This is a genomic window from Nocardioides guangzhouensis, from assembly GCF_004519545.1.
GTDB lineage: Bacteria > Actinomycetota > Actinomycetes > Propionibacteriales > Nocardioidaceae > Nocardioides > Nocardioides guangzhouensis.
Map to the genome: position 1 here is coordinate 1 of NZ_SDKM01000034.1, position 23,389 is coordinate 23,389.

25 protein-coding genes are annotated in these 23,389 nt (G+C 71.9%); 4 read left to right on the forward strand and 21 right to left on the reverse strand.

From position 1 onward, the window contains the following. Positions 1-66 precede the first annotated feature (66 nt). From hisF to hisD, 7 genes are all read right to left on the reverse strand, one after another. Entirely contained in the window at positions 67-828 is a 762-nt protein-coding gene (hisF, locus tag EKO23_RS19280; RefSeq protein WP_134719760.1) for an imidazole glycerol phosphate synthase subunit HisF, read from the reverse strand. Then, the gene (priA, locus tag EKO23_RS19285; protein WP_134719761.1) at positions 825-1,559 is read right to left on the reverse strand and encodes a bifunctional 1-(5-phosphoribosyl)-5-((5-phosphoribosylamino)methylideneamino)imidazole-4-carboxamide isomerase/phosphoribosylanthranilate isomerase PriA; all 735 of its coding nucleotides are present in this window, start codon (positions 1,557-1,559) and stop codon (positions 825-827) included. Before priA ends, hisF begins: the two co-directional genes overlap by 4 nt. 28 nt (positions 1,560-1,587) lie before the next feature. Continuing rightward, complete coding sequence (locus EKO23_RS19290; protein WP_134719762.1) at positions 1,588-1,917, reverse strand: hypothetical protein; 330 nt, start codon at positions 1,915-1,917, stop codon at positions 1,588-1,590. Positions 1,918-1,936: 19 nt separating this feature from the next. Then, entirely contained in the window at positions 1,937-2,566 is a 630-nt protein-coding gene (gene hisH, locus EKO23_RS19295) for an imidazole glycerol phosphate synthase subunit HisH (protein ID WP_134719763.1), read from the reverse strand. An 84-nt stretch (positions 2,567-2,650) separates the two neighbouring features. Next, complete coding sequence (gene hisB, locus EKO23_RS19300) at positions 2,651-3,262, reverse strand: imidazoleglycerol-phosphate dehydratase HisB (RefSeq protein ID WP_134719764.1); 612 nt, start codon at positions 3,260-3,262, stop codon at positions 2,651-2,653. After that, entirely contained in the window at positions 3,259-4,350 is a 1,092-nt protein-coding gene (locus tag EKO23_RS19305; protein WP_134719765.1) for a histidinol-phosphate transaminase, read from the reverse strand. The genes hisB and EKO23_RS19305 overlap by 4 nt, the downstream gene beginning before the upstream one ends. Positions 4,351-4,355: 5 nt before the next feature. Further along, positions 4,356-5,657 carry a histidinol dehydrogenase gene (hisD, locus tag EKO23_RS19310; RefSeq protein WP_134719766.1) on the reverse strand — a complete coding sequence of 434 codons (1,302 nt, stop codon included), beginning with the start codon at positions 5,655-5,657 and terminating at the stop codon, positions 4,356-4,358. Between the two features lie 73 nt (positions 5,658-5,730). Here hisD and EKO23_RS19315 point away from each other — a divergent pair, with 73 nt between their 5' ends. Both EKO23_RS19315 and ybaK read left to right on the forward strand, forming a co-directional pair. After that, the gene (locus EKO23_RS19315) at positions 5,731-6,399 is read left to right on the forward strand and encodes an LON peptidase substrate-binding domain-containing protein (protein WP_134719767.1); all 669 of its coding nucleotides are present in this window, start codon (positions 5,731-5,733) and stop codon (positions 6,397-6,399) included. 19 nt (positions 6,400-6,418) lie between these two features. After that, positions 6,419-6,907, forward strand: coding sequence for a Cys-tRNA(Pro) deacylase (ybaK, locus tag EKO23_RS19320; protein WP_134719768.1), 489 nt, complete (start codon positions 6,419-6,421; stop codon positions 6,905-6,907). 8 nt (positions 6,908-6,915) lie between these two features. Here ybaK and EKO23_RS19325 read toward each other — a convergent pair whose 3' ends face one another. The 4 genes from EKO23_RS19325 to EKO23_RS19340 all read right to left on the reverse strand — a co-directional run bounded on the left by EKO23_RS19325 (position 6,916) and on the right by EKO23_RS19340 (position 14,352). Further along, positions 6,916-8,913 (reverse strand): DUF3352 domain-containing protein, encoded by a 1,998-nt coding sequence (locus EKO23_RS19325; protein ID WP_134719769.1) that lies wholly within the window; start codon positions 8,911-8,913, stop codon positions 6,916-6,918. A 68-nt stretch (positions 8,914-8,981) separates the two neighbouring features. Then, positions 8,982-9,488 (reverse strand): hypothetical protein, encoded by a 507-nt coding sequence (locus EKO23_RS19330; RefSeq protein WP_134719770.1) that lies wholly within the window; start codon positions 9,486-9,488, stop codon positions 8,982-8,984. Then, on the reverse strand, positions 9,478-13,020 hold the full coding sequence (gene dnaE, locus EKO23_RS19335) for a DNA polymerase III subunit alpha (protein ID WP_134719771.1): 3,543 nt from the start codon (positions 13,018-13,020) through the stop codon (positions 9,478-9,480). The genes EKO23_RS19330 and dnaE overlap by 11 nt, the downstream gene beginning before the upstream one ends. 90 nt (positions 13,021-13,110) lie before the next feature. Continuing rightward, positions 13,111-14,352, reverse strand: coding sequence for an MFS transporter (locus EKO23_RS19340; RefSeq protein ID WP_167880558.1), 1,242 nt, complete (start codon positions 14,350-14,352; stop codon positions 13,111-13,113). Between the two features lie 121 nt (positions 14,353-14,473). Here EKO23_RS19340 and EKO23_RS19345 point away from each other — a divergent pair, with 121 nt between their 5' ends. Beyond that, the gene (locus EKO23_RS19345) at positions 14,474-15,115 is read left to right on the forward strand and encodes a DUF6308 family protein (RefSeq protein ID WP_134719773.1); all 642 of its coding nucleotides are present in this window, start codon (positions 14,474-14,476) and stop codon (positions 15,113-15,115) included. Between the two features lie 57 nt (positions 15,116-15,172). Here the strand turns inward: EKO23_RS19345 and EKO23_RS19350 are convergent, their stop codons facing one another. The 4 genes from EKO23_RS19350 to EKO23_RS26255 are packed head-to-tail and all read right to left on the reverse strand — an operon-like array spanning position 15,173 to position 17,915. Continuing rightward, on the reverse strand, positions 15,173-15,910 hold the full coding sequence (locus EKO23_RS19350) for a GNAT family N-acetyltransferase (RefSeq protein ID WP_134719774.1): 738 nt from the start codon (positions 15,908-15,910) through the stop codon (positions 15,173-15,175). Further along, entirely contained in the window at positions 15,900-16,829 is a 930-nt protein-coding gene (locus tag EKO23_RS19355) for an RluA family pseudouridine synthase (protein ID WP_134719775.1), read from the reverse strand. The genes EKO23_RS19350 and EKO23_RS19355 overlap by 11 nt, the downstream gene beginning before the upstream one ends. A gap of 4 nt (positions 16,830-16,833) precedes the next feature. Beyond that, the gene (gene lspA / locus EKO23_RS19360) at positions 16,834-17,412 is read right to left on the reverse strand and encodes a signal peptidase II (protein ID WP_246051195.1); all 579 of its coding nucleotides are present in this window, start codon (positions 17,410-17,412) and stop codon (positions 16,834-16,836) included. Then, complete coding sequence (locus EKO23_RS26255; protein ID WP_175582721.1) at positions 17,385-17,915, reverse strand: TraR/DksA family transcriptional regulator; 531 nt, start codon at positions 17,913-17,915, stop codon at positions 17,385-17,387. The genes lspA and EKO23_RS26255 overlap by 28 nt, the downstream gene beginning before the upstream one ends. On the opposite strand from EKO23_RS26255, the gene EKO23_RS26260 reads away from it, so the two are divergent. Beyond that, complete coding sequence (locus tag EKO23_RS26260) at positions 17,908-18,477, forward strand: hypothetical protein (protein ID WP_175582722.1); 570 nt, start codon at positions 17,908-17,910, stop codon at positions 18,475-18,477. The two genes, EKO23_RS26255 and EKO23_RS26260, sit on opposite strands and share 8 nt — an antisense overlap. 140 nt (positions 18,478-18,617) lie before the next feature. Here the strand turns inward: EKO23_RS26260 and EKO23_RS19370 are convergent, their stop codons facing one another. From EKO23_RS19370 to ftsZ, 6 genes are all read right to left on the reverse strand, one after another. Further along, positions 18,618-19,394, reverse strand: coding sequence for a DivIVA domain-containing protein (locus tag EKO23_RS19370; protein WP_134719777.1), 777 nt, complete (start codon positions 19,392-19,394; stop codon positions 18,618-18,620). Between the two features lie 121 nt (positions 19,395-19,515). Further along, complete coding sequence (locus EKO23_RS19375; protein ID WP_134719778.1) at positions 19,516-19,812, reverse strand: YggT family protein; 297 nt, start codon at positions 19,810-19,812, stop codon at positions 19,516-19,518. A 7-nt stretch (positions 19,813-19,819) separates the two neighbouring features. After that, complete coding sequence (locus tag EKO23_RS19380) at positions 19,820-20,296, reverse strand: cell division protein SepF (protein WP_134719779.1); 477 nt, start codon at positions 20,294-20,296, stop codon at positions 19,820-19,822. Between the two features lie 55 nt (positions 20,297-20,351). Then, positions 20,352-21,059 carry a YggS family pyridoxal phosphate-dependent enzyme gene (locus EKO23_RS19385; RefSeq protein WP_134719780.1) on the reverse strand — a complete coding sequence of 236 codons (708 nt, stop codon included), beginning with the start codon at positions 21,057-21,059 and terminating at the stop codon, positions 20,352-20,354. Continuing rightward, positions 21,056-21,772 (reverse strand): peptidoglycan editing factor PgeF, encoded by a 717-nt coding sequence (gene pgeF / locus EKO23_RS19390; protein ID WP_134719781.1) that lies wholly within the window; start codon positions 21,770-21,772, stop codon positions 21,056-21,058. Before pgeF ends, EKO23_RS19385 begins: the two co-directional genes overlap by 4 nt. Positions 21,773-21,819: 47 nt before the next feature. Next, positions 21,820-23,040, reverse strand: a complete 1,221-nt coding sequence (ftsZ, locus tag EKO23_RS19395; RefSeq protein WP_134719782.1) for a cell division protein FtsZ — start codon at positions 23,038-23,040, stop codon at positions 21,820-21,822. Between the last annotated feature and the right edge of the window lie 349 nt (positions 23,041-23,389).

A 23,389-nucleotide genomic window follows, 5' to 3' on the forward strand; every position in this document is an offset into this window, starting at 1 on the left:
GCTCGCTGGCGCTCGCTCCTCGACCACCGGGAACGGTGGTTCGAGTCGTGGTTTCGCCCGCCAGCCTCAGCGGACGGGGTGGCCGGCGGCGGCGAGCGCGGCCTTGACCTCCGCGATCGAGACCGTGCCGAAGTGAAAGATCGTGGCCGCGAGCACCGCGTCGGCGCCGGCATCGACGGCCGGCGGGAAGTGCTCGGCCTTCCCGGCGCCGCCGGAGGCGATCACCGGGATGTCGACGACCGCCCGCACGGCGCGCAGGAGCTCGAGGTCGAAGCCGTCCTGGGTGCCGTCGGCGTCCATCGCGTTGAGCAGGATCTCGCCGGCGCCGAGCTCGGCGGCCCGCGCCGCCCAGGCGACCGCGTCCAGCCCCGCCGACTTCCGGCCGCCGTGGGTGGTGACCTCGAACCCGGAGTCCGTGCCCGTCGCGCGGCGCGCGTCGACGGAGAGCACCAGGACCTGGTTGCCGAACCGGTCGGCGATCTCGGCGACCAGCTCGGGGCGGGCGATCGCGGCGGTGTTGACCGCGACCTTGTCGGCGCCGGCGCGCAGCAGCCGGTCGACGTCGCCGACCGAGCCCACTCCCCCGCCGACCGTCAGCGGGATGAAGACCTCCTCGGCGGTCCGGGACACGATCTCCATCGTGGTCGCCCGGCCCTCGTGCGAGGCGGAGATGTCGAGGAAGGTGAGCTCGTCGGCGCCCTCGGCGTCGTAGGTCCGGGCCAGCTCGACCGGGTCGCCGGCGTCCCTGAGCTCCTTGAAGTTGATGCCCTTGACCACCCGCCCGGCGTCGACGTCCAGGCAGGGGATCACGCGTACGGCGAGGCTCATCGCGCCGGCTTCGTCAGGCCGAGCGCGTCCTCGAGCGTGAACCGGCCCTCGTAGAGCGCGGTGCCGATGATCGCGCCCTCCACGCCCTCCCCGACCAGGCCCTGCAGCGCCTCGAGGTCGGCCAGCTCGGTGATCCCGCCGGAGGCCACGACCGGCCGGTCGGTGGCGGCGCAGACGTCGCGCAGCAGCTGGAGGTTCGGGCCCTGGAGCATGCCGTCCTTGTTGACGTCGGTGACCACGTAGCGCGCGCAGCCCTCGGAGTCGAGCCGGGCCAGCACGTCGTACAGGTCGCCACCCTCGCGGGTCCATCCCCGCGCGGCCAGCGTCCGGCCGCGGACGTCGAGCCCGACCGCCACCCGGTCGCCGTGCTCGGCGATCGCCTTGGCGCACCACTCCGGCTGCTCCAGCGCGGCGGTGCCGATGTTGACCCGGCGGCAGCCCGCCGCCATCGCGGCCGCCAACGACTCGTCGTCGCGGATGCCGCCGCTCATCTCGACCCGGATGTCGAGGGTGCCGACGATCTTCGCCTGGAGCTCGCGGTTGTGTCCGCGGCCGAAGGCCGCGTCGAGGTCGACGAGGTGGATCCACTCGGCCCCCGCCTCCTGCCAGCGCAGGGCCGCCTCGATCGGGTCGCCGAAGCGCTTCTCGGAGCCCGCGACGCCCTGCACGAGCTGCACCGCCTGTCCTCCCGCGACGTCGACGGCGGGCAGCAGCTCGAGGTAGGTGCTCATGGGCTCGATCCTAGGAAAGTCGGGGGGGTCATCGGCGGAAGGCCAGCGTGTGGATCACCGGAGCGGCCAGGACGCTGACCACGAACCCGGCCAGCCGCATCGCCCAGTCGTCCCACACCACCCAGACCAGCACGTTCAGCGCGAGCAGCAGGCAGACCAGGAACGTGGTCTGGGTACGGCGCCGCCGGGCCAGGATGCCGGTCTGCCGGCCGCGACCGAACGCCGGCAGCCGGCTCGTGACCGCGCGCCGGCGGGCGGCCCGGCGTTCCGCGCGCTCCTGCTCGGCGGCCCGGGCGGCAGCCTTGAGCGCGGCCACCCGCTCACGCTCGGCCCGGCGGCGGGCTCGCTCCTTGCTCACCGGCCGCCCTGTCCGGCACTCACAGCGAGCGCACCCAGTTGCGCAGCAGCCCGGCGCCGGCGTCGCCGGACTTCTCCGGGTGGAACTGGGTGGCCGACAGGGGCCCGTTCTCCACCGCGGCCACGAACCGGTCACCGCCGTGCTCGGCCCAGGTCACCAGCGGCGCCCGGGTCCGGTCGTTGGTGACCAGGGTCCAGTCACGGACGCCGTAGGAGTGCACGAAGTAGAAGCGCTCCCCCTCGACACCGGCGAACAGCGACGAGCCGTCGGGCACCTCGACGGTGTTCCAGCCCATGTGCGGCACCACCGGTGCCTGCAGCCGCTCGACCACCCCGGGCCACTCGTCGCAGCCCTCGGTCTCGACGCCGTGCTCGACGCCGCGCGAGAACAGCACCTGCATGCCCACGCAGATGCCGAGCACGGGTCGGCCGCCGGCGAGCCGCCGGCCGATCACCTCGTGACCGCGCACGGCGCGCAGCCCGGCCATGCAGGCGGCGAACGCCCCGACCCCGGGCACGACCAGGCCGTCGGCGTCCTGGGCGGCGGCCCGGTCCGCGGTCAGCGTGACCTCGGCACCGGCCCGCTCGACGGCGCGCACGGCGGACCGCAGGTTCCCCGACCCGTAGTCGAGGACGACGACCGACTTCACCTCAGCCCTTCAACGCGTCGGGGTCCCCGCGGCGTTGTCCGGCGGAGGAGCGAGGCGGGGGAGTCGAAGAACGTCGTGGGGTGTTCACAGGGAACCCTTGGTCGAGGGCACGCCGGTCTCGCGCGGGTCGAGCGCCACCGCGTCGCGGAACGCCCGGGCGAACGCCTTGAACTGGGTCTCCACGACGTGGTGCGGGTCGCGGCCGGAGAGCACCCGCACGTGCAGCGCGATCTGGGCGTGGAAGGCGATGGTCTCGAAGACGTGCCGGGTCAGCGAGCCGAGGTAGCCGGGGCCGCTGTCGCCGCCGATGGTGACGTAGGCCTGGCCCTCGGGCTCGCCGGTGTGCACGCAGTAGGGCCTTCCCGAGACGTCGACCACGGCCTGCACCAGCGCCTCGTCGAGCGGGACCGTGGCGTCGCCGAACCGGCGGATGCCGGCCTTGTCACCGAGCGCCTCGCGCAGCGCCTCGCCGAGCACGATCGCGGTGTCCTCGACGGTGTGGTGGGCGTCGATGTGGGTGTCGCCCTCGGTCTGGACGGTGAGGTCGACCAGGGAGTGGCGGGCGAAGGAGTGCAGCATGTGGTCGTAGAAGCCGACGCCGGTGGACACGTCCGCCCGGCCGCTGCCGTCGAGGTCGAGCTCGACGAGGACCTTGGACTCCTTGGTCTGCCGCTCGATCCGCGCGGTCCTGCTCATGAGAGCTCCTTCCTCACCTGCGTGAGCGCCTGCCTGAACGCCGCCATCTCGTCCGCGGTGCCGATCGACACCCGGAGCCATCCGTCGGGGCCGGTCTCGCGGATCAGCACCCCACGGTCCAGCAGCCCCTGCCACACCGCGTGCCGGTCCTCGAACCGCCCGAACAGCGCGAAGTTCGCGTCGCTGTCGGCCACCTCGAGCCCCTGCTCGCGCAACCAGCGTACGGTCTCGTCGCGCTCGGCCCGCAGGTCGTCCACGCGGCCGAGCAGCTCGGCTGCGTGCCGCAGCGCGGCCAGCGCGGTCGCCTGGGTGACCGCGGACAGGTGGTAGGGCAGCCGGACCACGCGGATCGCGTCGCAGATCTCCGGTGCCGCCGCCAGGTAGCCGACGCGGGCCCCGGCCAGCGCGAACGCCTTGCTCATGGTCCGGGTGACGACCAGGTTGCGGTGCGTCGCGAGCAGCTCCAGCGCGCTCGGGGTGCCGGACCGCCGGAACTCGCCGTACGCCTCGTCGACGACGACGATTCCGTCCCCGGCCGCCGCGCAGAGCGTGCTGACCGCCTCGGGTGGCAGCGCGGTGCCGGTCGGGTTGTTCGGCGACGGCAGCAGCACCACGGTCGGCCGCTCCTCGAGCACCAGCGCGCGGGCGGCGTCGAGGTCGAGGCTGAAGTCGCTCTCGCGGTGGCCGACCACCCAGCCGGTCATCGCGTCGCGGGCGTACTCGGGGTACATGGAGTACGTCGGCGCGAAGCTCACCGCGGTCCGGCCCGGGCCGCCGAAGGCCTGCAGCAGCTGGAGCATCACCTCGTTGGACCCGTTGGCGGCCCACACCTGGTCGGGCGTGATGCCGCTGCCCCCGGAGGAGTTGAGGTACGCCGCCAGCGCGGTGCGCAGCTCGGTGAACTCGCGGTCGGGATAGCGGTTGAGCGCGGTGGTCGCGGCGGCCACCGAGGCAGCCACGTCGTCGACCACGGACTGCGAGGGACCGTAGGGGTTCTCGTTGACGTTGAGCTGGACCGGGACGTCGAGCTGCGGGGCGCCGTACGGCGCGATCCCGCGCAGCTCCTCCCGGAGCGGAGGGAAGGTCATGGGGTTCAGTCCTCGCGGTCGAGCCGCACGCGGACCGCGGCGGCGTGCCCGGGCAGGTCCTCGGCCTCGGCCAGCGCGACGACGTGGTCGGCGACCTCGGCGAGCGCGGCACGGGAGTAGTCGACGACGTGGACGGCCTTGAGGAACGAGCGGACGGACAGGCCGGAGGAGTGACAGGCGCAGCCGGCCGTGGGCAGCACGTGGTTGGAGCCGGCGCAGTAGTCGCCGAGCGACACCGGCGCGAACGGCCCGAGGAAGATCGCCCCGGCGTTGTGCACCCGGGCCGCCAGGTCGGCCGCGTCGGCGGTCTGGATCTCGAGGTGCTCCGCGGCGTACGCGTTGACCACGGCCAGGCCCTGCTCGAGGTCGTCGACCAGCACGATCCCGGACTGCTGCCCGGCCAGCGAGGTGCGGATCCGCTCCGCGTGCCGGGTGACCGACACCTGCTTGTCGAGCTCGGCCTCGACCTCGCCGGCCAGCCGCTCGGACGGGGTCACCAGCACCGCGGCCGCGAGCGGGTCGTGCTCGGCCTGGCTGAGCAGGTCGGCCGCGACGTACGGCGCCTCCGCGGTGTCGTCGGCGAGGATCGCGATCTCGGTGGGTCCGGCCTCCGAGTCGATGCCCACCACGCCCTTGAGCAGGCGCTTGGCCGCGACGGTGTAGATGCTGCCCGGCCCGGTGACCAGGTCGACCTTGCGGCACGGACCGGCGCCGTGGGCGAACATCGCGATCGCCTGGGCCCCACCGACGGCGTACACCTCGTCGACGCCGAGGAGCGCACAGGCGGCGAGGATCGTCGGGTGCGGCAAGCCCCCGTTGTCCTTCTGCGGCGAGGAGGTCAGCGCGATCGAGGAGACACCAGCCACCTGTGCGGGCACCACGTTCATCACCACGGACGAGACCAGCGGGGCGATCCCGCCAGGGACGTAGAGCCCGACCCGCCGGACCGGGACCATCCGGTGGGTCACGGTCGCGCCGGTGCCCAGCTCGGTGGTCACGTCCCGCTCGAGCTCCGCCTCGCAGGTGATCCTCAGCCGGCGGATCGACTCCTCGAGCCCGGCCCGCACCTCGGGGTCGAGCCCGGCCAGGGCCTCCTGCAGCGCCGCGGCCGGGACCGTGATGTCCTCCTGCTCGACCCCGTCGAAGCGCGCGGAGTACTCGCGGATCGCCTCGACGCCACGGGCGCGGACGTCGTCGCAGACCGGACGCACCACATGGGCCGCGGCCTCCACGTCGAAGTCGGCCCGCGGCACGGCGGACCCGAGGTCGATGGAGGTGGCTCCCCGGAGGTCGATGCGGCGGATCATGGGCACGATTCTAGGTGTCGCGGCGCGGGCACCTCTCCCCCGTTTCCCGCGTGAGAACGGCTAGGCTCGAATCGTGAGCGAGCAGCTGCCGATGTTCCCCCTGAACACGGTGCTCTTCCCTGGCGTGACGGTGCCGCTGCGCGTGTTCGAGGACCGCTACCGGGCGCTGGTGCACCGGCTGCTGCGCATCGAGGACCCGGCTGAGCGGCTGTTCGGTTCGGTGGCGATCCGCGAGGGCTACGAGGTCGGCGAGCGCGGCGGCCAGTCCGTGCACCGGATCGGCTGCCTGCTGCAGCTCACCGAGGTGGAGCCGCACGACGACGGCACCTTCGACATCGTCGCGGTCGGCCGTAGCCGGCTCCGGCTCGAGGCGATGGAGTCCTCCGGGCCCTTTCTTTCCGGAACCATCGACGTGATCCGCGAGCGCGAGGAGCCGGTCGACCCCGAGCTGGTGCAGACCGCGTGCGACGTCTTCGACCGCTACCGCGACGCGCTCTCCGAGATCCACGGCGAGGAGGTCCTCGAGGGCACCCTCCCCCAGGACCCGACGTACCTCTCGTGGAGCCTGGCCGCGACCTGCCTGCTCACCCTCCCCGACCGCCAGTCGTTGCTCGAGGCCGAGAATGCCTCGCTGCGGCTGGGCATGCTGACCACGATGCTGCGCGACGAGCTGCGGGCGATCGCCGCGATCCCGTCGCTGCCGGCCACCGAGCTGGCCCGCACCGGCTGGTCGCCGAACTGAGGGCGAGGCCGGGGCACCGATGGCGAAGAAGGGCGGCGGCGGGACGCCGGCCACGGTCGCGCTGACCCGCGCGGGCGTGTCGTTCACGCTGCACCCCTACGACCACGACCCCCGCGCCGAGAGCTTCGGCCTCGAGGCGGCCGAGGCGCTGGGCGTGCCGCCCGAGCGCGTCTTCAAGACCCTGCTCGCGGACGCCGGCGGCCGGCTGGTGGTCGGCATCGTCCCGGTCACCGGGCAGCTCGACCTCAAGGCGCTGGCCCGCGCCGTCGGTGCGTCGAAGGCGGTCATGGCCGACCCGGCCGCCGCCCAGCGGAGCACCGGGTACGTCGTCGGCGGGATCTCGCCGGTCGGCCAGAGGAAGGCCCTCCCCACGGTGCTGGACGAGACCGCCACCGCCCACGACACCGTCTTCGTGTCCGGTGGGCGGCGCGGCCTCGACATCGAGCTGGCCCCGGCCGACCTGGTCCGGGTCACGGGTGCGACCACGGCTCCGATCGGCCGGGGCTGAGGCTCCGGTCAGTCCTCGGTGGTGAGTCGCAGCAGGCCGTGGGTGGTGTCCCCGTCGGTCCAGCTGCTCACGCCGAGTGCCTCCAGGGGCGCGACGTTGTCACTGGCGTCCTTCGAGTCGAAGCTGCCGACGAGGTCAGCCAGCCAGCCGTCGCCGCCGCCGGCGTCGAAGTCGACGTAGAGCACCGCGGCCGCGTCCTCGGAGTCCGGGATGACCTTCTCGTAGACGTCGCTGTCACCGAGGTCGCCGTCGCCGGCCAGCTTGTCGAGATAGGCGTCGCTGGTGCCGACCAGCACGTAGTCGCCGTCCTCCCTCGTGACGAGGTACTGCTGCTCGTCCGCCGGGAGCTGCGCCCGCAGCTTCTCGATCACCTTCGCGATCTCGGCGGGGTCGCCCTTGATCTTGGCGCCGACCGGCAGGGCGTCGGGCGCGTCGTCGACGGCCTTCGGGTCGAAGTCGCCGTCCAGCGCGACCGCCAGGGACTCGCCGGTCAGGGTCTCGATGTCCTCGGGGATGGAGAGGCCGGTCTCCTTCTCTGCCTCCGCGATCGCCTCGTCGACACTCATCCCGGACCCGTCCTCGATCATCGGCCCGAGCTCGTCGATGAGGGCCTGGACCCAACCGTCCTCGAAGCCGAGCCCGTAGGCCACCGCGGTCGAGTCGGGCAGGGTCTCGAGGACGTCCGCCCCGCGGTCACTGGTGATCGCGTCGGTCAGGTCGGACTGGAAGCCGTCCATCGCGGCCTCGATCTCGAGTGCCCCGTCGTCGAACCTGATCACCGCGGCGCCGCCCTTGAAGTCCGCGAGCAGGTCCCGGGTGGCGTCGGGGAGCTCGGGCTCGTCGGCGTAGTCGTCCATGTCGAACTCGGTCGGCTCCACGGTCGGGTAGTCGGTCGGCAGCCCGGTCGGGAAGTCGCTGGGCAGCTCGGTCGGGAAGTCGCTCGGGAAGTCCGTCGGCAAGTCGCTGGGCATCTCCATCGGGACGTCCCTCGGGTTCTCCGTCACGAGGTTGCTCGGGTTGATGGTGCCGGGCTCGGGCGACTCGGTCTCCTCGTCGACGTACGCCGCCGGGTCGACGGGCTGGGCCGTGGCCACGATCTCGTCGGAGAAGGAGCCGGAGTCCGACTCGGAGTAGTCGCTGCCGCCGTAGGCGTACCCGCCCCCGCCGAGCAGCCCGCTGTCCATCGCGTCGAGCAGGGCCTTGCCGGCCTTCGGGGCGGCGTACATCGTGATGATGCCGGGGTCACCGGCCTCGTCGATCCACCGGGTGTAGTCGGCGTCGTCGCCGAGGGTGCCCTCGTCCGCCGCGTCCACGACGTCCTCGGCGATGCCCGTGGTCTCCGCGAAGACGACCCAGTCGCCGTTGAACGCGTAGCCACCGAAGTCGTCACCCGATGCCTCGGGGTTCGCGCAGTCGACGAGCGCGTCGATGCCCTTCTCGGCCGCGTCCTCGTCGCTCACCTGGACCACGACGACCGGGGACGGGGTGTCCTTGCCGAGGTCGACGAGCGCGAACGCGGCCCGCTGGCCGAGCCAGGGCTCCACGTCGTCGCCGTAGTCGACGTCCTTGCAGAGACCGTCGTCCTGCAGGCTCTGGAACAGCTCCTTGCGGATGTCGTCGTCCTCGTCGAGCCCGACCTCGTCACGGAACGCCGGGAACTTGCGCAGCGTGCGCAGCGCCTCGACCTTCTGCTGACCGGGCGGGTCGAGGTCGACCGAGACGTAGGCGAGGGTGCTGTCCGGGAGCGCCTCCGCGGGCTGCGGACCCTGCGAGAACCACGCGGACCAGGCCCACACGCCGCCACCGATGAGCGCGGCGCCGATCAGGCCACCGCCGATCGCGATCGCCCGGCGACGGCCGCCGGTGCGGGGCTCCTTCTCCGTGCCGACCCGCGCACCGGCGCCGGACTGGAGGTGCTCCACCGGCGGTTGGCCCGGCTGGCCCGGCTGCTGCCCGTACGGCGAGCCGGGCGGCTGCTGGCCCGGAGGCGGCGTCTGGTCGGTCATGGGTCCCCCGATCGTGCGGTGCTGCTGGCGTGGTGGTGTCTGGTGTGGTGCAAAGTCCGACGGGCAGGCTACCCGTCGGGTTCCGTCTTGGACCGCCGGCGCGTGAAGGTGATCAGCACGACGGCGTTGCCCAGCACGGCGGCCCCCGGGAACGCGACGAACGCCGCGACCGGACCCGCGTGCAGGTCGCCGTCGATTCTCTCGAAATCCGCGGTCCTGCGGGCGACTTCCGCCGCACTCTCCGGCCCGAGCAGGTGTCCGACCCAGGCCATCACCAGTCCGGCCAGCACGCCACCCCCGGCGACCGCGGCCAGCGTGGTCACCTCGTCGGTCTCGAACAGCCAGCCGAACAGGAAGCCGAGCAGCAGCCCGGCCACGGACGCGACGGCCATGTAGAGGCCGGTCCCCCGGAACTCGGCGTCGGGCTCGAAGAACACCTTGTGCTGGAAGACGGTGCCCTTCGGCGCCGGGGTCCACAGCGCGTACCAGATGAACCCGCAGACGACACCGGCCACCACGAAGGTGGCCAGCACGATGATCACCTGCCGCAGCAGGGTGGGACGGTCACTGGCCAAGGCAACCCGGCCCGAGGAGCTGCTTGAGGTCCGCGAACAGGGGCGGGGCCGGGGTCACCCGGAGCCGGTCGTCGAGCCTCATCACCGTCGTCGACGTGCGCGAGAGCAGCTTGAGGTGCACCTCGGTCATGCCCGGGTGGGCACCGAGCACGTCCTTGAGCTGCTCGACCACGGGAGCGGTGCAGCGGGTCGAGGGCAGGGTGATCACCACCGGCCCGGACGGCCCCTCGCTGATGTCCGGGACCGTGACCTCCTGGCCGTGCAGCTCGGGCTGGTCCTTGCTGCGCGAGAGCCGGCCCTTGACCGTGATGATCGCGTCCTCGGTGAGGTACGTCGCGGCGAGCTGGTAGGCGCTCGGGAACAGCAGCACGTCGATCGCGCCGTCGAGGTCCTCCAGGGTCACCATCGCCCAGGTGTCGCCCCGCTTGGTGATCTTGCGCTGCACCGACGTCACCAGCCCGGAGACCGTGATCGTCGACCCGTCCGGCCGCTCCTCGTCGAGCATCAGCGCGCCGATGGTGCAGTCGGTGCCGTTGGAGAGCACGTGCTCGAGGCCGAGCAGCGGGTGGTCGGAGACGTAGAGGCCGAGCATGTCGCGCTCGTGGCCGAGCAGCGTCATCTTGTCCCAGTCGTCGATGTCGGGGACGGCCACCGAGATCCCGAAGCCCGAGCCGGCCTCGTCGTCGAGCCCGCCGAACAGCGAGTCCTGGCCGATCGCCTCGTTGCGCTTGATGTCGACGTACTGGTCGACCGCGGTCTCGTGGATGGCCACCAGTGCCCGGCGCTTGTGCTTCATCTCGTCGAACGCGCCGGCCTTGATCAGCGACTCGATCACCCGCTTGTTGCAGACCAGCGCGGGAACCTTGTCCATGAAGTCGTTGAAGTCGGCGTAGCGGCCCTTCTCCTGCCGGGCCGCGACGATTCCCTCGACCACGTTGTGGCCGACGTTGCGGATCGCGTTGAGGCCGAAGCGGATGTCGGTGCCGACCGGGGTGAAGTTGCTGGCCGACTCGTTGACGTCGGGCGGGAGCACCTGGATCTTCATCCGGCGACACTCGTTGAGGTAGATCGCGGACTTGTCCTTGTCGTCCTTGACCGAGGTGAGCAGGGCGGCCATGTACTCCGCCGGGTAGTTGGCCTTGAGGTAGGCGGTCCAGTAGGACACCAGGCCGTACGCCGCGGAGTGGGCCTTGTTGAAGGCGTAGTCCGAGAACGGCAGCAGGATGTCCCACAGGGTCTTGATCGCGGCCATGGAGTAGCCGCGCTCGGTCATGCCGCCGGAGAAGCCCTCGAACTGCTTGTCCAGCTCGGCCTTCTTCTTCTTGCCCATGGCCCGGCGCAGGATGTCCGCCTGTCCGAGCGTGTAGCCCGCCAGCTTCTGGGCGATCGCCATGACCTGCTCCTGGTAGACGATCAGGCCGTAGGTCTCGCCCAGGATGTCCTCCAGCGCCTCCGCGAGCTCGGGGTGGATCGGCTCGACCGGCTCGCGCCCGGTCTTGCGGCGGGCGTACTTGTTGTGGGAGTCGGCGCCCATCGGGCCGGGCCGGTAGAGCGCACCGACGGCGGAGATGTCCTCGAAGGTGTCGGGGCGCATCGACCGCAGCAGCGCCCGCATCGGGCCGCCGTCGAGCTGGAAGACGCCGAGGGTGTCCCCGCGCTGGAGCAGGGAGTACGTCGCGTCGTCGGTGAGCGGGAGGTCCTCGAGGACCACCGACTCCCCGCGGTTGGCCTCGATGTTCTTGACCGCGTCGTCGAGGACGGTGAGGTTGCGCAGCCCCAGGAAGTCCATCTTGATGAGGCCGAGCGCCTCGCAGGTCGGGTAGTCGAACTGCGTGATCATGGCGCCGTCGGCGGGCCGCTTGAGCAGCGGGATCACGTCGACCAGCGGCTCGCTGGACATGATCACGCCGGCCGCGTGCACGCCCCACTGGCGCTTGAGGCCCTCGATGCCGATCGCGGTGTCGACCACCCGCTTGACGTCGGCGTCGGCGTCGTAGAGCGAGCGGAACTCGCCGCCCTCGGAGAAGCGCTTGTGCCCGGAGTCGAAGATGTCCTGGAGCGGGACGTCCTTGCCCATCACGGCCGCCGGCATCGCCTTGGTGATCCGGTCGCCCATCGCGAACGGATAGCCGAGGATCCGGGAGGAGTCCTTGACCGCCTGCTTGGCCTTGATGGTGCCGTAGGTGACGATGTAGGAGACCCGGTCGTCGCCGTACTTCTCGGTGACGTAGCGGATCACCTCGCCGCGGCGGCGCTCGTCGAAGTCGATGTCGAAGTCGGGCATCGAGACGCGGTCGGGGTTGAGGAAGCGCTCGAAGATCAGGCCGTGCTCGAGCGGGTCGAGGTCGGTGATCCGCATCGCGTAGGCGACCATCGAGCCCGCGCCGGAGCCACGGCCCGGGCCGACCCGGATGCCGTTGTCCTTCGCCCAGTTGATGAAGTCGGCGACGACGAGGAAGTAGCCCGGGAACCCCATCTGGGTGATGACGCCGAGCTCGAACTCGGCCTGCTTGCGCACCCGGTCGGGGATGCCGGCCGGGTAGCGGTGGTGCAGGCCCCGCTCGACCTCCTTGACCAGCCAGGAGTCCTCGTTCTCCCCCTCCGGGCAGGGGAACTTGGGCATGTACTTGCCCACCGCCTCGGAGAACTGCACGTCGCAGCGCTCGGCGACCAGCAGCGTGTTGTCGCAGGCCTCGGGGAAGTCGCGCCACAGCTCGCGCATCTCGGCGGCGGACTTGAGGTAGTAGCCGTCGCCGGAGAACGCGAACCGCTGGCCCGGGCCGTCGCCGGCCGGGATGTCCATCGTCGACCCGGAGTTGATGCAGAGCAGGTGCTCCTGGGACGGGGCGTCCTCGCGGTTGACGTAGTGGGAGTCGTTGGTGGCCAGCAGCGGGATCCGGAGGTCCTTGGCCAGCCGGAGCAGGCCGTCGCGGACGCGGGTCTCGATGGAGAGCCCGTGGTCCATCAGCTCGAGGAAGTAGTTGTCCCGGCCGAGGATGTCCTGGAAGTCGGCGGCGGCCTGGCGGGCGGCGTCGTACTGGCCGTAGCGGAGGTGGACCTGGACCTCGCCGGACGGGCAGCCGGTGGTGCCGATGATGCCCTTGCCGTGCGCGGCGAGCAGCTCGCGGTCCATGCGCGGCTGCTTGAAGAAGCCGTCGCGCCAGGCTCCCGTCGAGAGCCGGAAGAGGTTGTGCATGCCCTCGGTGGACTCCGAGAGCAGGGTCATGTGCGTGTAGGCGCCGCGGGCCGAGACGTCGTCGGAGCCGCCGTCGTAGAAGTTGATGCCACGCTTGTCGAAGCGGGAGATGTTGGGCGTGAAGTAGGCCTCGACGCCGATGATCGGCTTGACCCCGGCCGCCTTGGCCTTGGAGTAGAACTCGTAGGCGCCGAACACGTTGCCGTGGTCGGTCATGGCCACCGCCGGCATGCCCAGCTCGGCCGTGCGCTCCGCCAGTGCACCGAGCCGTGCCGCCCCGTCGAGCATGGAGTACTCGGTGTGCACGTGGAGGTGCACGAAGGAGTCGGACGCCATCTGCGAGGTGTCTCCTGACTGGGTGGTCGCGGGCAGGCACGATCAGCCGCGACACGGGGCCGGGCGCCGATCTCGGGGAAGGACGCCAGCCTACGTGACCCGGTCACCCGATGCTGACAGGACGCACTGACAATCCCGGGTGGTCCGGGCACGGACGGTCACCACCGTCGCGGCGGCCAGCCCGAGCAGGGTCAGCACCCCCACCGAGCCGGCCACGCCGGCCCAGCCGGAGCCGGTCCAGGCCACGCCCAGGGCCGCCCCGAACACGCTGGACCCGGCGTAGTAGGAGCAGACGTACGCAGCAGCCCCGACGCCGGCGTACGGGCCGGCCACGACCGGCACCCAGCCGCTGGCGGTGGCGTGCGCGCCGAAGAACCCGGCGGTGTACACGACCAGCCCGGCGACCACCAGCGGAAGCCGGTCCGGGAGGGTGAGCGCCAGCCCGGCGGCGGAGACCACGACCGAGCCGACCAGCACCGGCGGTCGGCCGAACGCGTCGGCGAGGCGCCCCGCGACCGCGGCCGACACCGTCCCGGCGAGGTAGGCCAGGAAGACCAGGCCGGCGACCGCGAGCGGCAGCGAGAACGGGTCGGCGACGAGCCGGAACCCGAGGTAGTTGTAGACGGCGACGAACCCGCCCATGAGCAGGAACGGGATCGACAGCAGCGAGAGCAGGCCGGGGCGCCGGGCCACCTCGACCCAGCGGGTCCTCCCCCGATCCTGCGCGCGGTGGTCGGCCACCGGGTCCGGCAGCAGCCGCCAGAACGCGACCGTGATCGCGAGCGCGCAGGCCGCGAGCACGGCGAACGCCACCCGCCACGACGCCAGGTCGGCGACTGCGGCCCCGAGCAGCCGCCCGGAGACCCCGCCGAGGGAGTTCCCGGCGACGAAGAGACCCATCGCGGACCCCAGCCCGGCCGGGTGCATCTCCGACCCGACGTGGCCCATCGCGACCGCGACCACCCCGGCCAGCGCGGCGCCGGCGAGGACCCGGAGCACCACCAGGACGGCGTACGTCGGCGCCACCGCGGCGAGTGCGGTCAGCAGCACCGCCGCGACCAGGCCGGCCCGCATCGTGCGCACCCGGCCCCAGCGGGCGGCGACCGCGGCCGCCGGGACCACCGCGACCGCCAGCGCGCCCGTGCTCGCGGAGACCGCGAGGCTGGCCCGGGCCGGGCTCACCCCGAACTCGTGGCCGATCAGGGGCAGCACCGGCTGGGCGGCGTACAGGATGCCGAAGCCGGCGAGCCCGGCCAGGACCATCGCCGCGTTGAAGCGCCGGTACGACGCCGTCCCCGGCCGGTGCAGGCGGGTCTCGACGGACGTGGTCACCCGACCACCCCACACCCGCGGCACCCCAGTACGCACGCGTTTGTGACATGTCTCCCCCGTCGTCGTGCACAATCGATTCGGCGCCGGAGGGGACCGGCGCCGGCTCAGGCGGGGGGACGACATGACGGCACTGGCGGGACGGCTTCTCGACGTACTGGGCGACGAACGCGCGGTGCCGAACCTGCGCAGCTACTTCACCGAGTTCGAGGGCCGTCACTTCCAGGCGCTCGGGGGCGGCGGCGACCGGCCGGAGTCGCGCGACCGGATCACCGCGGAGGACCTGGTCGCCCTGCGCACGCTGGGCGTCGCGGTGCCCGGCGAGACCGCGGCCGACCTCCTCGAGGGACCGCTGAGCCGCCGGGTCTCCGACCTGCTGCGGGCGATCCCGACCAGCGTCGCGCTCGGCCAGCCCGAGGCGGCGGCGCTGATCGGCGACCGCTCGCAGGCCGACGTGCTCTGGGACCTGTTCCGCGCCCAGGACGGCCTCGGCTGGGTGGGTGCCGGGACCCTGCTGGCCCGCAAGCGACCCCGGCTGATCCCGGTGTACGACGAGGTGGCGCGCTGCGTGCTGCACCACCCGGAGGACGTGTGGCGCTCCTTCCACGATGCCCTGGGCGGCGCGCCGGAGGTGCTCCGGCGGGTCCGGGAGCTCCGGGCGGCGGCGCCGGTGCCGGAGCACGTCTCCGACCTGCGGGTCATCGACGTGACCCTGTGGATGTGGCACCACACCGCGCACCGCCACGGGAAGCGGATGCTGCGCTAGGGTGCGTCGCTCGAGCCGGCGCCCGCGCAGCAGGCGCCCCGACTCGAGTGACGTGGCCTACGGCTGGTCCGGCTCCGCGGCGTCCAGCGACTCGGAGATGATCGCGTGCACGATCCGCTGCAGCCGCTCTGCGCCCAGCTCGGGGGCCCGCTCGGCCAGCGCCTCCGCGATCGCCCGCTCCCGCTCGGTGTCGCGCTCGGAGGACCCGGCCGTCGCGCGCTTGTGCTGCTGGACCACCCGGGTGAGGGCGACCCGGCGGGCCAGCAGGTCGCCGAGCGCGGCGTCGACGTCGTCGATCAGCCCCCGGTAGAACCCCAGCGGGTCGGCACCTGGCCAGGCCATCCGGATGTCCGGGGAGCGCTCCATGTTGCCCTGCCCGTCGGTGCGCTCGAGCTCGACCAGCCCGTGCCTGCGGTAGAACGCGCGGGCCGGCTCGTTGCTCTCGAAGACCCAGAGGCAGAACCCGTCCGGCCGGATCCCCTTCACCAGGTCCAGCAGCGCGCTGCCGACGCCGGACCGGGCGGCGTCGGGGGCGACGTACAGGCCGTTGAGCCAGGCACCCTCGACGTTGGCGAAGCCGACCGGGCCGGCCGGGGTCTCGGCGACCCAGAGCTCCTGGCGGGCCAGGTCCCAGTCGAGGACCCACCGGCGGGCGTGCTCCACGGGCCCGACCATCGGCGGCATCGCGGGCACCGCGCCCTGCCGCGAGGCGAGGAAGAGGTCGGCGACGACCGGCAGGTCCTCGTGCAGCCCGGGCCGGAGGACGAGGTCGGTGGCGCCGCCGTCAGTGGGCATCGCGGATGATCTCCAGGGCCGCGGCCAGGTCGTCGGGGTACGCCGACTCGTAGGTGACGTAGTCACCGGTGTCGGGGTGCTCGAAGCCCAGCCGGACCGCGTGCAGCCACTGCCGCTCCAGCCCGACCCGGCGGGCCAGCACCGGGTCGGCGCCGTACGTCAGGTCACCGACGCAGGGATGCTTGAGCGCGGCCATGTGCACCCGGATCTGGTGGGTGCGGCCGGTCTCGAGGTGGACCTCCAGCAGGCTCGCGAACCGGTGCGCCTCGAGCAGCTTGTAGTGGGTGACCGAGTGTTTTCCGTCGGGCATCACCGCGAACTTGTAGTCCGCCTTCGGGTGCCGGCCGATCGGGGCGTCGATGGTGCCCTCGAGCGGGTCGGGGTGGCCCTGGACCAGCGCGTGGTAGGTCTTGTCGACGGTGCGGTTGCGGAAGGCGTTCTTGAGCACGGAGTAAGCGTGCTCGGACTTGCAGATCACCATGACGCCGGACGTGCCGACGTCGAGCCGCTGCACGATGCCCTTGCGCTCGGAGGCGCCACTGGTCGAGATGCGGAAGCCGGCGCCGGCGAGGTGGCCGACCACGGTCGGGCCGGACCAGCCGGGGCTGGGGTGCACGGCGACGCCGACCGGCTTGTCGATCACCACGATGGACTCGTCGTCGTGGATGATCTTGATCCCCTCGACGATCTCCGGGACCACCGCGAGCGGGTCGGTCTCCGCGGGGATGGTCACGTCCAGCATCGAGCCGGCGTGCACCCGGTCGGACTTGCCGACCCCGTCCCCGTCCACCTGGACGTGTCCCTGGACGATCAGGTCGGCCGCGCGGGTGCGCGAGAGGCCGAACATCCGGGCGATGGCGGTGTCGACGCGCTCTCCGGCCAGGCCCTCGGGCACCAGGACCACGCGCTGCTCGGTCATGGCGTCACTCCTCGTTCCTGGCGACGCGACGGCCGTCCACTCCGATCCCGCGCAGCGCCTGGATGATGATGATCGCCGCGGCGACGTTGATGCAGATGTCCGCGATGTTGAAGATCGGCCAGTGCGGGAACCGCAGGTAGTCGACCACGTGGCCGTGCAGGAAGCCCGGCTCCCGGAACAGCCGGTCGGTCAGGTTGCCGGCGACCCCGGCCAGCAGCGCACCGAGGCCGACCGCCCACAGCCGGCTGCCGAGCCGCCGGCTGACCCAGAGCACCGCGCAGATCGCGGTGATCGACAGCACGCTGAGGACCTCGGTGTACGCCGTGCCGGTGCTGAACGCCGCGCCCGGGTTGCGGGTCAGGTGCAGCCCGAAGTACCGCCCGACCAGGTCGACCGTCTCCCCCGGCGTGAGGTGCCGGACCGCCCACACCTTGCCGACCACGTCGAGGGTGTAGAGGAACGCCGCGACCGCGGCAAAGAGCACGATCAGCCGGGAACGGGAGGGTACGGCGGGGTCCGGGATGGTCTCCGGGGTGCTGTCCTCGTCGCTGGGGTTCAGCGACGCTCCTCGCGCTGCTTGCATGACAGGCACAGTGTCGCACGGGGGAAAGCCATCAACCGCATCTTGCCGATGGGGTTGCCACACGACTCGCACACGCCGTACGTGCCGTCGTCGATGCGGGCCAGCGCCCGCTCGGTCTGGGCCAGCATGTCGCGGGCGTTGTTGACCACGGTGAGCTCGTGGTCGCGCTCGAAACTGGTGGCGCCCATGTCGGCCTGGTCGTGGCCGGCCCCGTCACCGGCGTCGCGCATCAGCCCGGCCAGCTCCTCCTCCTGGTCGTGCAGCTCGGTGCGCAGCCGGGCGGCGTGCTCGTTGAGGTCGGTCAGGACCTCGTCGAGCTCGGCCTTGGTCCACTTCTCCTCGCCCTCCTTCACCACCAGGGCGGCGGGGGCGGCCTTCTTGGTCGCGGCCTTGCGGGCCGGGGCCTTCTTCGCGGTGGCCGTCTTCGCGGCCGTCTTCTGTGCAGGAGCCTGGGTCACCGGAGCCTCGACCTTCTTGGTGGCCGGCGCCGCGGTCTTGGCCACGGTCTTCCTCGCCGGTGCCTTCTTCGCGGGTGCCTTCGTGGTGGCGGCCTTGCCGGCCGCGGTCTTCGTGGCGGCGGCCTTCGCGGCCGGGGCCTTGGCGGCCGTCTTCTTCGCGGTCGTCTTCTTCGCGGGGGCCGTCTTCGCGGTCGTCTTCTTCGCGGGCGCCTTCGTGGCCGGGGCCTTCTTCGCGGGCGCCTTCGTGGCGGGCGCCTTCGTGGCCGGGGCCTTCTTCGCGGGGGCCTTCTTCGCGGGTGCCTTCGTGGCGGCGGCCTTCTTGGCGGTCGTCTTCGCGGGGGCCTTCTTCGCGGTCGTCTTCTTCGCGGGGGCCTTCGCCGCCGCGGACGTCTTCGTGGTCGGGGCCTTCTTCGCGGGGGCCTTCGTGGCGGCCGCCTTCTTCGTGCCCGACGCCTTCGTCGTGGCCGTCTTCTTCGCCGGCGCGTCCGCGGCCTTCGCGGCCGTGCGCGGACGCCGGGAGATCACCTTCTTCGCGGCGGCAGCAGCCGAGCCTGCCAACGAGCGAGTCGAGCTGCGAGCCATCGAACCGGTTCCCTTTCGGACCTGAGCGCCTGTGACCGGAGCCACCGATGAGTGAGGGGAGGCTAGCCCGTCGATGAACCGTACTCAAACCGGCGCGCCCACGTACGACGAACGGCCCACCCGCAGGGGTGGGCCGTTCGTGATTCCGTGATGGTCGAGCCGGTGTCAGCCCTCGTCCTCGCCGAGGATCGAGCGCAGGCGCTTCGGCGCCTGGGTGGAGGGCTCGCCGAGCGAGCGGCCGGCGTCCTGACCCGAGTCGAGCGACTCGAGCTGCTGCGTGAAGTAGCTCTTGAGACGGGAGCGGTACTCGCGCTCGAAGGAGCGGAGGTTCTCCACGTCGGCGTTGAGCTTGTCGCGCTCCTTCTCGAGGTCTCCGAACATCTGCTGACGACGCTCGGCGGTCTCCGAGTCGAGCATCTGCGAGCGGGTGCGGGCGTCGGCCTCGAGCCGGTCGGCCTTGGACTTCGCCTCGGACTCCAGGCGCTCGGCCTTGGTGCGGGCCTCGCCGACGATCTTGTCGGCCTCGTTCTTGGCGTCCTCGACCAGCTCGTCCGCGTTGCGGGTCGCGATCTCGAGGAGGCGGGCCGCGGCGTTGGACGCCTCGGGCACGGTCTCCACGCGGATCGTCTCGACACCGACGGACGCGGTGGTGGCCAGGGGGGCCGGCGCGGGCGGCGCCTGGCGCACGGGGTCCGGCTCCGGCTCGGGCTCCGGCTCGGGCTCCGGCTCGGGGGCCTTCTGGACCGGCACCGGCTGGGTGGGCGGCCCACCGGCCTGGGCGGCGGCGAGCTTGGCGCGCAGGTCGTCGTTCTCCTTCGTGAGCCGCGCGAGCTCGGCCTCCACCTCGTCGAGGAACTGGTCGACCTCACCCATGTCGTAGCCCTCACGGAGCCGGACTGGAGTAAAGCGCTTGTTGCTCACGTCCTCAGGCGTCAGCGGCATGACCTCACCCATTCATCTCTAGTCACGGAATTACCTGTCTCGAACTGCCACGGAATTCTTGTGCTCGTGTCGAACAATAGCGCCAGTCCATCATGTCCACCCACCATCCCGGACCTCCCCCTCATGCGGACAAGAAGATCCTGGCGTTGAGCACCAGGAGCAGGTAGGCGCCGATGAGCACGATCAGGAAGCTCAGGTCCAGCGCGACGCTCCCCAGACGCAGCGGCGGGATGAACCGGCGCAGCGCCTTGATCGGCGGATCGGTGACGGAGTAGACCACCTCCAGAAGCACGAGCAGCGGGCCTCGTGGCGACCACGACCGCGCGAACACCTGGACCCAGTCGAAGACGAACCGCACCCACAGCAGGGCGATGAACAACCAGAGGATCAGGTGGATGACCTGACCGATTGCTTCCACAAGCCGCTCAGCTCTGGTTGAAGAAGCCGCCCTCGACGATCCGCTGCTTGTCCTCCGCAGCGACCGTGACATTGGGCGGGGACAGCAGGAAGACCTTGTTGGTCACCCGCTCGATGGTGCCCCGGGTGGCGAAGACCAGACCGGCGGCGAAGTCGACGAGGCGCTTGGCGTCCGAGTCGTCCATCTCCGAGAGGTTCATGATCACCGGCACGCCGTCACGGAAGTTCTCGCCGATCGTGCGGGCCTCGTTGTAGGTGCGCGGGTGGAGGGTGGTGATGCGGGACAACTCGGCGACAACTCCTGTCGGGACCGCCTGCGGCCGGCGGCGTTCGCTGATGCTGGCGACGGTGGCAGGGGCCGCCTCCTCGCGCTGCTGGCGCGCGGGGGGCTCGTCGTAGTCGTCGTAGCCCTCGTCCTCGGGGTACCGGCCGGTGTCCTCGAGCAGGCCGAGGTACTCGCCGATCTTGCGCATCGCGCCGCTCATGAGCTGATCCTCCGGAACTCCCGCGCCCCGGGACCGAGACGCTGTGTCGTTGACATTACTTGATCCGCGGGCGCTCACCGAGCACCGCGCGGCCTATGCGTACGTGTGTCGCACCGCGGGTGATCGCGGCCTCCAGGTCACCACTCATGCCGGCCGACAGCCATGTCGCCGCAGGGTGGTCGACCAGCAGCTCGCGGCGGATCGCGGCCAGCCGGTCGAAGGCCTCTCCGGGGTCCGCGTCGAGCGGGGCCACCGCCATCAGGCCACGCAGCCGCAGCAGGTCGCGCGAGGCCAGGTCGGCCGCCAGGTCGGGCAGGTCCTCGACCGGGGCACCGTTGCGGCCGGCGCCGGCGTCGGGCGGGTCGAGGCTCACCTGGATCAGGCAGTCGACCGGGTGCGAGCGCTGGTGCGCCCCCCGCGCGAGCCCGGCGAGGAGCTTGGACCGGTCCACGGACTCCACGACGTCGGCGTACGACGCCACCGCCGCGGCCTTGTTGGACTGCAGGCCGCCGATGAAGTGCCAGGTGAGGCCGAGGTCGCGGCACTCCGCCGCCTTCGCCTCGGCCTCCTGGTGGCGGTTCTCTCCCACGTCCGTGACGCCGAGGTCGGCCAGGATCCGGACGTCGGAGGCCGGGAAGAACTTGGTGACCACCACCAGCGTGACCTCGTCGGGGTCACGGCCGGAGTCGGCGCACGCGGCAGCGATCCGGCGGCGTACGGCGTCGAGGCCGGCCGCGACCTCGGCCCTGCGGTCGGCGCTCACGGGCGGATCCTGACCAGGCCACCGAACCGGCCGGCGCCGACGGCGTCGCGGCGGTGGGAGTAGAGGTCCGTGGACTCCCTGGTGCAGCGCGAGACGTCGACGACGGTGACACCGGCGGCGACGAGCTGCGCCCGGACCCCGGCCCCGATGTCGAGCGCCGGGGTGCCCCAGGTGGTGGTGGCCCGGGACTCGGGCACCAGCGCCGCGACCTCGTCCTGCAGCGCGGCCGGCACCTCGTAGCAGCCGCCGCACACGTGCGGACCCACCCAGGCCGTGATCTCGGTGGCGCCGTGCTCGCGCATCACGGCCACGGTCGCGGGCACGACCCCGGCGGCCAGGCCGGGGCGGCCGGCGTGGGAGGCACCGACCACGCGCGCGACCGGGTCGGCCAGCAGCACCGGAACGCAGTCGGCGACCCGGACCAGCAGCACCACGTCGCTGCGGGCGGTGACCAGGCCGTCGGCGTCGGGCCGCGGACCGGCGGGGTCGTCGACCACGTGGACGTGCGCGCCGTGGACCTGCCGCATGTCGGCCAGGGTGGCGTCGGGCGCGAAGTCCTCGACCACGCGACGTACGTTCGCGGCGGTGGCGTCGGGGTCGTCGGCACCTTCGAGTGCGAGGTTGAGGGAGTCCCAGGGCACGGCACTGACCCCGCCGTGCCTGTCCGTGAAGGCCAGGTCGACGGGGCCGTGCGACGTGCGGTGGAAGTACACCCTGACTGTCTACCTCGGGTTGGTCGGACCGGTCTGCGCCGGGGCGGTCACTTGAGGAAGTCGGGCACGTCCAGGTCGTCGTCGTCGAACTGGACCTGCCGTGGCTGCCGGGCCGGCGGCGGCTGCTGCTGCGGCGGGGACTGCACGCCGACGTGGGCCGGCTCGGGCTGGCGGGACGGCTCCTCCGGGCGCTCCTCGGCTCGGGCCGGCTCCGGCCTGCGCTGCACGGCCAGCTGCTGCACCGCGGCCCGGGTCTGCTCCTGGGTCTGTTGCGGCGGGGCCTGGCGGCGGAGCACGGTGCCCTCGTCGCGGCGCTTGGGCATGCCCCCGTCGAAGCCGGCGGCGATCACGGTCACCCGCACCTCGTCGCCGAGGGCGTCGTCGATGGTGGCACCGAAGATGATGTTCGCCTCCGGGTGCGCGGACTGCGCCACTAGCGCGGCGGCCTCGTTGATCTCGAACAGGCCGAGGTCGGAACCACCGGCGATCGAGAGCAGCACGCCGTGCGCGCCGTCGATGCTGGCCTCGAGGAGCGGACTGGAGACGGCCATCTCGGCGGCGGCGACGGAGCGGTCCTCGCCCCGGGCCGAGCCGATGCCCATGAGGGCCGAGCCGGCGTTGGCCATGACCGACTTCACGTCCGCGAAGTCGAGGTTGATCAGGCCGGGGGTGGTGATCAGGTCGGTGATCCCGGAGACACCCTGCAGCAGCACCTGGTCGGCCTGCTTGAAGGCGTCGAGGACCGACACGTTGCGGTCGCTGATCGACAGCAGCCGGTCGTTGGGGATGACGATGAGGGTGTCGACCTCCTCGCGGAGCTGGGCGATCCCCTCCTCGGCGGAGTTGGCGCGACGACGGCCCTCGAAGGCGAACGGGCGAGTCACGACGCCGATGGTCAGCGCGCCGAGCGAGCGGGCGATGCGGGCCACGACGGGCGCACCGCCGGTGCCGGTGCCACCGCCCTCGCCGGCGGTCACGAAGACCATGTCGGCGCCCTTGATGACCTCCTCGATCTCGTCCGCGTGGTCCTCGGCGGCCCTGGCACCCACCTCGGGGTTCGCGCCGGCGCCGAGCCCGCGGGTGAGCTCACGGCCGATGTCGAGCTTGACGTCGGCGTCGCTCATGAGCAGGGCCTGGGCATCGGTGTTGATCGCGATGAACTCGACACCCTTGAGTCCGACCTCGATCATCCGGTTGACGGCGTTGACGCCACCCCCACCGATACCTACGACCTTGATGATGGCCAGGTAGTTCTGTGCTGCTGCCACGGCGGCTGTGCCTCTCCTGATCGGTGTCGCCCCGGTTGCCGGGGCCCTGCGTGTGCGGTGTGTGCGACTGGGCGGAACTGCTCAGTGGGGAAGTCCGATCGGCTTCCAGAACCCTAACCCTCAAGTCGAGGGTTATAGTTATGTCAACCTCTCGTTGCTGAAGAACAGTAGGGACCGCCGTCGACGTACCTCCGCAGACACGCCGTGCCCCCGACGCCGATTTCCGGATAGTCCCAAACGAAAAGGGTCCTCGACACGCCGGGGAGACCCCCTCGAACGTTTGGGAGTATCCGGGGGCGGGCTCCGGCAGTGGGTGGGGCACTGGGGTACGGCGCGGGGTACGGCGCGG